This window comes from Robertmurraya beringensis, assembly GCF_042433785.1.
GTDB lineage: Bacteria > Bacillota > Bacilli > Bacillales > Cytobacillaceae > Robertmurraya_A > Robertmurraya_A beringensis.
This window is the reverse complement of the sequence record NZ_JBHLUU010000015.1, coordinates 182696-195082: the sequence shown is the minus strand read 5'-3', so window position 1 is coordinate 195082 and position 12387 is coordinate 182696. Positions and strand designations below refer to the sequence as shown.

Sequence of the window (12387 nt, the reverse complement as noted above, 5' to 3'; positions counted from 1 at the left end):
CTTTTTATGCTTTTAAGCATTTGCTACAGAGCTTGATTCAAGTACTTCTCTGATAGCAGCGCGGTCGTATGTAAGACGACTTCCATCACCACATTTAATCACTACTTTGCCTTCGTCTAATGCATCGACTGTTCCGTGTAGGCCACCAATCGTCACGATTTTGTCCCCTTTTGCCAGATCGCTTTGCATTTTTGAAACCGCCTTTTGACGTTTTTGCTGTGGACGAATTAACAAGAAGTAAAATAATGCAAACATTAGGATTAATGGACCTAATGTCCCTAATAGTCCTTCCATTGTCTAACCTCCTTTCAATATCTTTATGAATTTAGAAGTTTTTTGCATTTGGCTGGTTAAAGCCATATTGTTCAAAAAATTCTTCTCTGAAGTCCCCTAAGCGATCTTCTCTGATTGCTTGTCTGACATTCTCCATTAATTTTAACAGAAAATATAAGTTATGGTAAGTTGTAAGTCTTATTCCGAACGTCTCATCACAACGAATTAAGTGTCGAATATACGCACGAGAATAGTTTTTACAAGTATAACAATCACAATTTGGATCAAGTGGTCCAAAATCTTTTGCATACTTCGCGTTTTTCACAACCAATCTACCTTCACTCGTCATTAATGTTCCGTTTCTAGCTATTCTAGTTGGTAGTACACAATCAAACATATCAATTCCTCGAATAGCCCCATCGATCAGAGAATCTGGAGAACCTACTCCCATTAAGTATCTTGGCTTATTCGATGGTAATAGAGGAGTTGTGAATTCTAGAACTCGATTCATAATATCCTTCGGTTCACCAACAGATAATCCTCCGACTGCATACCCCGGGAAATCGAGAGAAACTAGATCACGTGCACTTTGTTTCCGAAGTTCCTCATATTCCCCACCTTGTACAATTCCGAATAATCCCTGATCCTCTGGACGTTGATGAGCACTTAAGCATCTTTCTGCCCAACGTGATGTACGTTCGACTGATTTCTGCATATACTCATACGTAGCAGGGAATGGCGGACATTCATCGAAGGCCATCATGATATCCGAGCCTAATGCATTTTGAATGTCCATCGCTTTTTCCGGTGATAAGAAGAGCTTGTCCCCGTTTAAATGATTTCTAAAATGAACTCCCTCTTCCTCAATCTGGCGGAACTTGCTAAGAGAAAATACTTGGAATCCACCAGAGTCTGTTAAAATGGCCCGATCCCAGTTCATAAACTTGTGAAGCCCACCAACCTCTTTAATAATCTCGTGTCCAGGTCGAAGCCAAAGATGATAGGTATTACTTAAGATAATTCCTGCTCCCATCTGAACAAGTTCTTCTGGTGCCATCGTTTTGACCGTTGCAAGCGTTCCTACCGGCATAAAGACAGGTGTGTCAAATGAACCGTGCGGTGTATGTACTCGGCCTAGCCTTGCTCCTGTCTGTTTACATGTCTTTATTAATTCGTAACGAATAGCCGTCAAAAATAGTCAACTCCTAGTAAGTAATTAAACAATAAGCATCGCATCGCCAAAACTAAAGAAACGATACTTCTCAGTTACTGCTGTTTCATATGCATGAATGACATTTTCTCTCCCTGCAAGTGCACTTACAAGCATAATTAATGTTGATTTAGGTAGATGGAAATTGGTAATCATTCCATTAATTCCTTGAAATGTATATCCGGGATAAATAAAAATATCGGTCCATCCACTTTCTGCTACAAACTCCCCATTATGTTTCGAAGCAATCGTCTCTAGTGTCCTCGTTGAAGTTGTTCCAACAGAAATGATTCGTCCACCTTGCTTTTTAACAGTGTTTAGCAATCGAGCGGTTCCTTCTGACATCTGATAAAACTCGGCATGCATATCATGTTCCAAAATGTCATCAACACTGACAGGTCTAAATGTCCCTAGTCCCACATGAAGTGTAATAAAGGCAATATGAACCCCTCGTGAGCGAATTTCTTCTAAAAGCTCTTCTGTGAAATGCAGCCCCGCAGTAGGAGCTGCAGCGGAACCACGTTCCTTAGCAAACACTGTTTGATACCGTTCTCGATCTTCTAGTTGTTCTTTTATATAAGGGGGCAGTGGCATTTCTCCTAACTGCTCTAATACCTCATAAAATATACCTTCATAGCTAAATTCAAGTGTTCTTCCTCCGTGCTCGGATTCTCCAACACATTCGGCCGTCAAGAGTCCATTTCCAAAAGAGATAATTGTTCCTTCCTTAACCCTCTTCGCTGGCTTTACTAATGTTTCCCAACGATCTCCATCCAATTGCTTCAAAAGTAATACTTCAATCTTAGCACCGGTTTCTTTCTTTTCACCGAATAATCTCGCAGGCAAGACTCTCGTGTCATTTAACACAAGGCAATCACCTGGCCTAATATACTCTACAATATTTTTAAATATTGTATGCTCTAACTTTCCATTTTCCTTGTCTAATACCATGAGTCTACTGCTTGTTCGCTCCTCTAATGGAGTTTGCGCAATGAGTTCCTCTGGTAAATGAAAATCAAATAAGTCTACTTTCATGCTGTTTCACCCTTCTTAAACACTACAAATATTAACGGAATTTCCCTAAAAAATAAAAAATGGCAGATAAAATAATACTAACAAGTATGGAGGTAACAATGGGGAAATACACAGTCGTGTTTCCCTTTTTCACAATAATATCGCCTGGAAGCCTACCGATATGTATAAACTGCATGAGAAATCCAACGACAAAAATGATTGCCCCTAATGTCATAAGAATTTTTGGAACACCAGTCATTCTGTTGGTACCTCCATTTGAAAATGCTGATAAACCAGATTAGTGACGATTCTGCCTCTTGGAGTTCTTTGTATGAATCCTATTTGTAGCAAATAAGGCTCATATACATCCTCAATCGTATGGGACTCTTCTCCAATCGTTGCTGCAATTGTATCTAATCCAACAGGTCCTCCTCTAAACTTCTCAATGATACCCTTTAATAGTTTGTGATCAATATGATCCAAACCTAATGGATCTACCTGAAGAAGTTGTAAGGAGTGATCGGCTAAAGAAAGGTCAATCATTCCATTGCCTTTTACTTGAGCAAAATCTCGAACTCGTCTAAGCAGGCGATTCGCGATACGTGGTGTCCCTCTTGAACGCTTGGCAATTTCTAAAGCGGCATCTTTTGTAATTTCTACCTGGAACACTTCGGCTGTTCGTAATACGATATCCATAAGCTGATCTTCTTTATAATATTCTAATCTGCTTAAAACTCCAAATCGATCCCGAAGCGGCGCTGAAAGAGAGCCTGCTCTAGTTGTTGCACCAACAAGTGTAAATGGTGGTAAATCAAGTCTTACAGACCTAGCAGTTGCCCCTTTTCCAATCACGATGTCAAGGCAAAAGTCCTCCATGGCTGGATATAAAACCTCTTCAATAGCTCTTGGTAACCGGTGAATTTCATCGATAAATAATATGTCACCAGGTTCAAGGGCTGTTAAAATGGCTGCTAAATCTCCTGGTCTCTCAATGGCTGGGCCAGCTGTCGTACGGATATTAACTCCCATTTCATTCGCAATAATGGTTGCCAATGTCGTTTTCCCCAATCCAGGAGGCCCATATAAGAGAACATGATCAAGCGTTTCTTGCCGTATTTTGGCAGCCTCAATAAATATTTCTAAATTCTCTTTTACTTTTGTTTGCCCGATATATTGTTTTAATGTTAACGGGCGTAAGCTTTGTTCGAATGATAAATCTTGAACATCTGCCTCACCAGAAATAATCCGATCGTCCAATCCTCACTCACCCTTTTTCCAACTCTATTTTAAAAGAAACTGTAGAGCTTTTTTAATATATTGCTCTGTTTCTAGTGTTTCCACTTCAAGCTTCGGTGTAATTTTCTTTATTTCCTTTTCAGAATATCCTAGAGATAGCAAAGCTAACATCGCTTCTTCTAGTGCAAGATTTGAATTCTTCGGCTGTTCCACATGTACTTCCTCATTGAATAAGTTAGGAAAATAATCGGGAAGTGCTTGTTGAAGTTTCCCCTTCAAGTCTAAGATCATTTGTCTAGCTGTCTTCTTTCCTACCCCTGGGAATTTCACTAAAAATGCTTCATCCTCTTCTTCAATCGCTTGAACCACTTGTTCGGGTACGCCAGATGCTAATATTGCTAATGCGCCTTTTGGTCCTATACCAGATACATTCAGGAGCTTTGTAAAAAGAATTTTTTCTTCCCTTGAGGAAAAACCGTATAATGCCATTAAATCTTCTCTTACATAGTGATATGTAAAAATTTGCATCGCTTGGTGAATATGTTTTGAAAAGCTAAAAGGGTTGGGTGTAGATACCTGATATCCAATCCCTCCCGCTTCTACTACAATATATTCGGGTCCAATAAATTCGACCGTTCCTTTAATATAATCATACATGTATCTAAAACTCCTCTAATTTTGCTGTACCTCATTGTATCACAAATATGATAGTATATACCGCTAAATGTAAGATGAAAAATGCAAAAAGGAACCGATTCCGGCTCCTCTAGTTCGCTTGTTTTTCCTGAACAGTGTAATTTTTGAACGTTTCAAGTACTTCTACATACCGATCTTTATTTCTAATCGGGATTCCTTCCTTTAATTCTTCATGTCTCGTACTTTCTAATTTACCAATATCCAATTGAAAGAAGGATTGAATAATATTATATTTTTGTGGTTTTCCATAATAGATCGTTAGCACACCATCATCTGTAATTCCAAAGTAACCATTAGCTTTTAACAGAGGAGAAATATCGTCTACATGCTTACGAAATACAACAGAAGTATCCTCGATATCCACGACCTGCCATTGATCATATTTTGACCAAAACTGTTCCATGGACCAAATCTTCTCGTCCATTTGCTCCTCACTCACTTCTCCGTCTAGATATACCCGTTCAAGAATCACCTTGACATCAATAGGTTCTAATCTTGGAGTCGTTTTTAATTCTTCAGCTAAGACATAGTTTGTATGAAAAACGAATACGAGAAGCAATAGCCCTAAACAACCGACACATTTGGTTCTCATAATGATCACCTCATTTAAAAGTTACAATATAAAGCTAAATTCATGATTTCATTTATATAATGACCATTTTTTTCAAATTTATGCCCATTAACGCACGAAAGAGTTGATCATATTGATCAACCCTTTCGAATCCTAATCTTTCCCTTGTAATCGGGACTTTAATGTTCGAAACATCCCTTTTATATCTGCATCAATGGTCTCACGTGGACCACCATCACGTAAGTCATTATCAATATTTCTGATTCTGCTAAAGGTTCCTTCATCCGTCACTACCTGCACCGATCTTCCTCGAAGATAGGGTTGAACCGCTCTAGCGATATCTGCCTTTGTTTCTACATCGCGATCGTAGTTGGTTAAATCTACTGCAATTAATACATTGCTTCCATATACTACGGAACGAACATCTTCCACATTGGGAACCTTCGCTGTAACATCACCTATTTTTTCGGCTAAATCCCCTTCATACGCTGTATAATAGGAGCTTCTTGCTTTCCGGGTTTGGTCATCTAAATGACCATGATAATTGGCATCAGCATGACTATAACGGTTATCTTTCTCAAAAAAGTTTTTATCCTGTTTAGCACGAGGGACTGTTGGATTAGCAGGGTTTCCTGATTCGTCTTTTTGCATTAAATGCTGGCTTCGATTATCTCTGCTTTTCTGTCCTTCCTCACCTAGAGAATGATCCATTATTTCTACCAATGGACCATCATTTTCGTTGTAAATCCTTGCATTTCCACCACCGCCATGATTTTCATTCGAGTAGTATCCAAACGGTTGGCTTATTTCTTTACTATTATTGGTTGCTTCATCCTGGTTACAACCAGCTAAACTAAAGGTTAAGGCAGCAGTTATCGGAAGTAATACAAGCTTTTTACTCAAGCGAATAACCCCCTCCGCTTATTTGAGAGCATGATCATGCTCATTTATAGGGTGTGAGGGTTATGGCTTTTTAATCCTGACATTAACAACCAATTAATTTTCAAGCAAAAGCTTTACTTGCTCTACAAAGCTTTGTCGATTAAAAAATTGCCGTACAGTTAAATCAAGAACCTGCCTTACTTGAAATGTGCTTGAATATTGACGATCTTTAATAAGTCGATTCCATTCTCGAAAGATATCTGTTGGAAATAATAAAGCATATAAAAATCCGCGATTATTTAAAAACGGGCGTATTTGCTCATATTCTGTAAGATCTTGTAAAGACCAATCGAGACTCGGCAGAATTCGATTGCAATATTGTAAATAATCACAGGCTGGACTACCGATTGAAACTAAGTCGAAATCAATTATATATAGTTCTGAGTCAATACCACGAATAAAGTTATGGTGGGCTAAATCGCCATGAAGAATCACTTGATCATGATTATTTAAAAATGAATACTCTAACTCGAGCCCCTTTAAGGAAAAATCGGCCCACTCCATTACTTCATTTAGTATTTCTTGCTGCACAAAAAATTTAATAATGGATAAATTATTAATAAAACGAGCTGCACGTTCTCTCCATTTCAACATAAGATTGTATTCTTTTAGTACTGTTTGATACCTTCTTGAAAGCTTACCTGTAGTCTGGTGAAATTCTTCAAGGAGACGAAGCCCATCTTTTCTTTCTTTTTCGGACTCATAAGAAAAAGGACTGCTGGAGGATAATGGTATGTGTTCAAGACATCCGTAATATGTACCGTCTAAGTATAGTGGTGATTCTTTTTCGAGGTTTTGAAATATATATGAATTCTTAAACCCTTCTTGCCTTAAAGAAGAAGTAAAAGCCTTTTGGATCTGCAGTTTTCTTAAATGACTAAACCCCTTTAATACAACAAATTGATTACCCTTTTGCAACAAATAAACGTTCTTTCTTATTGGGTGTATCGATTCAATCGGAGTGACGAGCTCTTCCTGTAAATAGGAGAAGAGACGATTTAAAGTTAAATCGTCTCCACTAGCATTATTCATCATTTTCATCAGTCGTATTTTGACCTCTAGGCATTCCTTGTGCTGATGGACCGTACCCATAAGGATTCATATAAGGTGACTGCGCCATCGGTTGTCCGTAGGGTGGAGCATAGACTGGTGGCATTCCGGGTGCAAAGCCTGTTCCCATTCCGTACGGCGTCATTGCAGGACCGCCACATCCACAATCATCCTGTACTCCTTGTACGGCTGGAGCAGAATAATTAGGTGTTAAAGGCATTTGGTAATTATCCATACTAGGTGATTCCATTTGGTCCATTACCCCTTGCACTTGTGGCATTGGACTATATGGCATTTGTTGTGGCATACCCATAGATGGATAGGCTGGTGGGAAGTATCCTGGTCCAGGCATCATTGGTCCACAAGGAAACAATGGTGCAGGATATGGTGGATAAGGATACATAGGAGCTTGATGCATAGGAGCTTGATACATTGGCATATCTTGAACTCCAGCTACTTCTGTTGGCATTAATGGCATTTGTGCATCCTGTGCACCCATCACTTGATTTGGCATCATTGGCATTTGTGCATCCTGTGCACCCATCACTTGACCTGGCATCATTGGCATTTGCGCATCTTGTGCACCCATCACTTGACCTGGCATCATTGGCATTTGTGCATCCTGTGCACCCATCACTTGACCTGGCATCATTGGCATTTGCGCATCTTGTGCACCCATCACTTGACCTGGCATCATTGGCATTTGCCCATTTTGTATACCCATCACTTGACCTGGCATCATTGGCATTTGTCCATTTTGTACACCCATCACTTGACCTGGCATCATTGGCATTTCCGGCATAAATGATGAAGATTCATCATCGAACGGTTGCATACCCATTCCTGGAACTCCAGGCATCATCCCATATGGCATCGTTGGCATCGTTGGCGCACCTGTCATTGCACCTTGAACCTGTGGATATGGTGCTTGAGGAGCAAAACCTGTTGGCTGACCAAATCCTGGATTAGCTTGTGGATATGGATAGAAATTTTGTGGATACATTGGATTCATGGGTCCGTAACCCCCTCCTTGAGTAAAGTTTGGAACGTCAGTATTGGCCTCTGGCAGTGGTTTTACACCTTTAATTGGCTTCACTTCCGGTAAAGGTTTTACCTCTGGTAAGGTCATTTCCGCAGGAAGCTGTTTGGGTTGCATTGGAAATTGTGGTGCTGGTTGAGCTTTTACTTCAGCAGGTGATAATTGTTTTGGCTTTATTTCTTCTTTAACTGGTTTCGGCGGCTTTGGTACAGGCTTTGCTTGTTGTTGCGGTTGTACAGATAAATTCGCCATATTCATCATATAATAGTTGTTAATATCAATTTCAGGAATCACTGGCATTTTTGGCTTGAACGGCTTCTTTGGAGCCTCTGCAATTGGTTCGATTTTCTCCTCCATCTTTGGCGGTTGTTCAATCGGCATTTCTTTTTTAGGCGCTTCTTTTGGTGCTAGAGCAATTGGCTGTTCTTTAGGCATCTCTTTTTTTGTACCCATATTTATTTTCGCTTCCGGCTTTCCAGTGATAGGGGCTTCTTTCTTTATCATTCCACCACCGGATGGTACTTTGATTTTCATACCGGGCATGATCATATCAGGGTTACTGAGCTGCGTATTCATTTTTTTCAGCTCTTCAAAATTCACGCCGTACTTCTTGGCGATTTTCCAAAGAGTATCCCCTTTCTGTACGATATGGATTTTCACTCTGATTTCCCTCCTATGCGTAAGTCCATATATTGTATGTCGGAGTGGGCAAATTGCTAACAATCTACATAAAAACTTATGAATTTTTCAAAAAGAATATGAATTGTCCCCTTTTTTCTCACAAAAAAAACCTCCAAATGATTGGAGGGCTGCAGCCTTTTAGGATTGGTCAAGCATTCTTGTAAGAGCAAGCTTTGCATACTCTGCAATTTCAGCCTCGACCTTTATAACATTATGAAGTTCCCCTTGTTCTATACTTTCCAACGCCCATAATAAATGGGGCAGATCAATACGGTTCATGGTTAGACACGGACACATATGCGGGTTTAAAGATACAATTTGTTTATCTGGGTGATCCTGAATAATTCGATTCACTAAATTCATTTCCGTTCCAATGGCCCAAGCAGAACCAGCAGGTGATGCCTCAATTTGCTGTATAATGTAATTTGTCGAACCTGCTAAATCAGATAGCTCCACTACCTCACGCTTACACTCTGGGTGAACAATAATTTTCATATCAGGGTTACTGGTCCGGATATCCGCAATGTTATGAATGGTAAAGTTCTCATGAACAGAGCAATGTCCCTTCCATAAAATTACCTTTACGTCTTCTAAATTCCCCTCATATTGTAAAGTATTAGAGATCGGATCCCAAACCGCCATTTTTTCTAACGGCACCCCTAGATTGAAAGCGGTATTTCTCCCTAAATGCTGGTCAGGAAGAAATAATATCCGCTCCTTTTGAGTAAATGCCCATGTGACCATATGTTCAGCATTGGACGACGTGACTGTTGCACCACCACGTCTCCCAACAAAAGATTTTATGGCTGCAGTGGAATTCACATAGGTTAAAGGAAGAATGGTATCACCAAATACATTTTGTAGCTCTGACCACGCTCTTTCCGTTTGGTATATATCGGCCATATCTGCCATTGAGCAACCTGCTCGCATATCTGGCAGTATCACTTTTTGTGTATCCTTTGTTAATATATCCGCCGTTTCAGCCATAAAATGGACGCCGCAAAACACAATATATGCTGCTTCGTGATTCTCTGCAGAAAGCTGCGCAAGTTTTAATGAATCTCCTGTATCATCAGCAAATTGTATAACTTCATCTTTTTGATAATGATGCCCAGGAATATATAGTTTGTTTCCTAATCTTTCTTTAATGGCTTGAACTCTGGTTTCCATTTCTTCCTTGGTTAGTTCTTTGTATTGGTCAGGCAAAAGCTTATTTTTTTCAATCACTTCAAATAGATTCATCTCATTCATCCTCTCTTACTTACTTCACATGAACTTTCGCACTAATATCAATTGACTGAATCGTATGTGTTAAAAATCCTAATGAAATAACATCCACTCCTGTATGCTTGTACGTGTCCAGGTTCTCTAACGTAATACCACCAGAAGCCTCTGTTACGATTCCTTTTGGAACCAAAGTGATCCACTCTTTGATTTCATCAGGTGTACGATTATCAAACATAATCACATCTGCCTCAGCCTCAATCGCTTCTAACAACTGCTGCTTCGATTCAATTTCCACTTCGATTTTTACCATATGCCCTAAATGGGACTTTACTTTTTGCACAGCTTTAGAAATGGAACCTGCAAAAGAGATATGATTGTCTTTAATCATTACTCCATCGTATAAACCAAATCGGTGATTAAAGCCTCCACCACATCGAACCGCATATTTTTCAAGCATCCGAAGTCCTGGTGTCGTTTTACGTGTATCTACAATTTTAGTAGAAGTAGAATCTAATATATTTACAGCCTCTCTTGTTCGAGTAGCGATTCCACTCATTCGCTGAACAAGGTTAAGTACCACTCTTTCCCCCTTCAGTAACGTGGTTACATGTCCTAAAATGGATACTAACTTCTGGCCTTGTTCAAACCGTTCTCCATCCCTAACTTCAAGATCAATAACCACATCAGTATCTAGAAGTGTGAACCCTGTCCGAATGATCTCTTCTCCACAGAAAATGCCATTCTCTTTTGCAATAAATACAAGTTCCCCTCGTTCTTCTTCGCCAAAAATTAGTTCACTTGTTACATCTCGCTCCCCAATATCCTCCAGGAAAAATTGTTCAAGTTGCAAACGCAGCTTTAATTTGTTCATAGAAATCTCCCTGCTCCTGTTCATGTTTTAAAATGATTTTTTTCTCTAGCCATCCCTTATCTTCAGATGGAAAATCCCCTCGAAAATGCCCACCACGACTCTCTTCTCGAAGAAGAGCTGATTTCGTAACTAACCAAGCGGTAATTAACATAAATATCACTTGGATATCTTCCTTTGATTTTTCATCGATGGAACAACTAATAAGTTCTTTTATTTGGAAACTCTCTAGCCATTTTAAATGCTCTTGTAGATGTTTCTTGTTTCTTACAATTCCTGCATGCTTCATCATTTTTTCCTGCAGGACTGCCTTATCTGGGAGTGACACTGTTCCCATATCCCTTGAACTTGTTTCGATAATGGAATATGAAGCCTGCTTGACTGTCTGATTCAAAATCTCGGCCAGTCTCTTTCCGAAAAAAAGACCTTCTAATAAGGAATTACTAGCTAATCGGTTGGCACCGTGAATTCCTGTGTAAGCTACCTCACCAATTGCATATAGGTTTTTAACACTTGTACGACCATAATGATCTGTTTTCACTCCCCCCATGACAAAATGGCAGCCAGGCACAATCGGAATAAGACCTTTTGAAAGATTAACTCGATTCTCCTCGCACATTTTGGTTATGGTTGGGAACTTCTTAGTAAACTCTTTTATATGACGAACATCTAAAAATACTTGCTCACCTGCTTGCAAATAATCAAATATGGTTTGTGACACAATATGTCTGGGTGCTAGGTCTCCCATTGGATGAACATTTTTCATTATTCTAGTTCCATCCTGTAAAGTTAGGAATGCCCCTTCACCTCGAACTGCTTCTGAAACTAATCCTTGACACTTCCCATCGACAAACAAAAGAGTGGGGTGGAATTGAATAAATTCTAAATCTGCTACCTCTGCACCCGCACGGTATGCAAGTGCAATTCCGTCTCCTACTACCGTCTCCGCGTTAGAAGTGAAACTATATAGTTGACCTAGACCTCCTGTTGCTAGGACCACATGATTTGCAAGGAAAATATTGGTCTCACCATGCTTATCTTTACCTTTTACCCCGATACATCTTCCGTCTTTAACCAATAACTCGTAAACAACCATTTCTTCTATTATTCGTGCATGCATGGTTTCCTTTAATAAAAATTTCATTACCTTTTTCCCTGTTGCATCCCCACCGCTATGAACGATTCGGTTATGACTATGTGCTCCTTCCAATCCAAGTAGTAAGCTTCCATCTTTCGCTCGGTCAAACGTACATCCATCACAAACCATTTCTTTAATTAGGGACGGAGCCATTTCTGTCATTTCTTTCACTAGCTCACGATCATTCGTGTACCTTCCTGCCTCTAACGTATCAAGATAATGTTTATCTGGACGGTCTTCGATATCTATTGCCGCCGCTATGCCACCCTGTGCGAGATTTGAATTTCCATCTGTCGCTTTCAACTTTGTGAGAATAATCACATTTATATCACAGCTAAGCTTCCTTGCTAATTGCAAAGCTGCCACTCCACTTCCAATAATTAACACATCGGAATGTATCATTTTATCACCATCCGTATTTTACAGGTGTCTTGACACTTAT

General features: G+C 39.6%; 13 protein-coding genes. All 13 read right to left on the bottom strand.

The window, feature by feature from the left end; translation table 11 throughout:
- Positions 1-12: 12 nt before the first annotated feature.
- The 13 genes from yajC to nadB all read right to left on the bottom strand — a co-directional run bounded on the left by yajC (position 13) and on the right by nadB (position 12347).
- Positions 13-294 carry a preprotein translocase subunit YajC gene (gene yajC / locus ACFFHF_RS03250; protein ID WP_160547655.1) on the bottom strand — a complete coding sequence of 94 codons (282 nt, stop codon included), beginning with the start codon at positions 292-294 and terminating at the stop codon, positions 13-15.
- Between the two features lie 31 nt (positions 295-325).
- Entirely contained in the window at positions 326-1465 is a 1140-nt protein-coding gene (gene tgt, locus ACFFHF_RS03245; RefSeq protein WP_160547654.1) for a tRNA guanosine(34) transglycosylase Tgt, read from the bottom strand.
- Positions 1466-1489: 24 nt separating this feature from the next.
- On the bottom strand, positions 1490-2518 hold the full coding sequence (gene queA, locus ACFFHF_RS03240) for a tRNA preQ1(34) S-adenosylmethionine ribosyltransferase-isomerase QueA (RefSeq protein ID WP_160547653.1): 1029 nt from the start codon (positions 2516-2518) through the stop codon (positions 1490-1492).
- A 31-nt stretch (positions 2519-2549) separates the two neighbouring features.
- Positions 2550-2756: a DUF2905 domain-containing protein gene (locus tag ACFFHF_RS03235; protein ID WP_160547652.1), complete on the bottom strand. Its 207-nt coding sequence runs from the start codon at positions 2754-2756 to the stop codon at positions 2550-2552.
- Positions 2753-3754, bottom strand: coding sequence for a Holliday junction branch migration DNA helicase RuvB (gene ruvB / locus ACFFHF_RS03230; RefSeq protein ID WP_160547651.1), 1002 nt, complete (start codon positions 3752-3754; stop codon positions 2753-2755). Before ruvB ends, ACFFHF_RS03235 begins: the two co-directional genes overlap by 4 nt.
- 24 nt (positions 3755-3778) lie before the next feature.
- Complete coding sequence (ruvA, locus tag ACFFHF_RS03225) at positions 3779-4390, bottom strand: Holliday junction branch migration protein RuvA (RefSeq protein WP_160547650.1); 612 nt, start codon at positions 4388-4390, stop codon at positions 3779-3781.
- Between the two features lie 109 nt (positions 4391-4499).
- Positions 4500-5021 carry a BofC C-terminal domain-containing protein gene (locus ACFFHF_RS03220; protein WP_160547649.1) on the bottom strand — a complete coding sequence of 174 codons (522 nt, stop codon included), beginning with the start codon at positions 5019-5021 and terminating at the stop codon, positions 4500-4502.
- Between the two features lie 132 nt (positions 5022-5153).
- Complete coding sequence (locus tag ACFFHF_RS03215; RefSeq protein ID WP_160547648.1) at positions 5154-5903, bottom strand: YhcN/YlaJ family sporulation lipoprotein; 750 nt, start codon at positions 5901-5903, stop codon at positions 5154-5156.
- A gap of 93 nt (positions 5904-5996) precedes the next feature.
- The gene (locus tag ACFFHF_RS03210) at positions 5997-6983 is read right to left on the bottom strand and encodes a phosphotransferase (RefSeq protein WP_160547647.1); all 987 of its coding nucleotides are present in this window, start codon (positions 6981-6983) and stop codon (positions 5997-5999) included.
- On the bottom strand, positions 6967-8691 hold the full coding sequence (gene safA / locus ACFFHF_RS03205) for a SafA/ExsA family spore coat assembly protein (RefSeq protein ID WP_377057588.1): 1725 nt from the start codon (positions 8689-8691) through the stop codon (positions 6967-6969). Before safA ends, ACFFHF_RS03210 begins: the two co-directional genes overlap by 17 nt.
- Positions 8692-8850: 159 nt before the next feature.
- Positions 8851-9954 carry a quinolinate synthase NadA gene (nadA, locus tag ACFFHF_RS03200; RefSeq protein WP_160547645.1) on the bottom strand — a complete coding sequence of 368 codons (1104 nt, stop codon included), beginning with the start codon at positions 9952-9954 and terminating at the stop codon, positions 8851-8853.
- A gap of 19 nt (positions 9955-9973) precedes the next feature.
- Positions 9974-10810 (bottom strand): carboxylating nicotinate-nucleotide diphosphorylase, encoded by an 837-nt coding sequence (gene nadC / locus ACFFHF_RS03195; RefSeq protein ID WP_160547644.1) that lies wholly within the window; start codon positions 10808-10810, stop codon positions 9974-9976.
- Entirely contained in the window at positions 10779-12347 is a 1569-nt protein-coding gene (gene nadB, locus ACFFHF_RS03190) for an L-aspartate oxidase (RefSeq protein ID WP_160547643.1), read from the bottom strand. The genes nadC and nadB overlap by 32 nt, the downstream gene beginning before the upstream one ends.
- Positions 12348-12387: the final 40 nt, after the last annotated feature.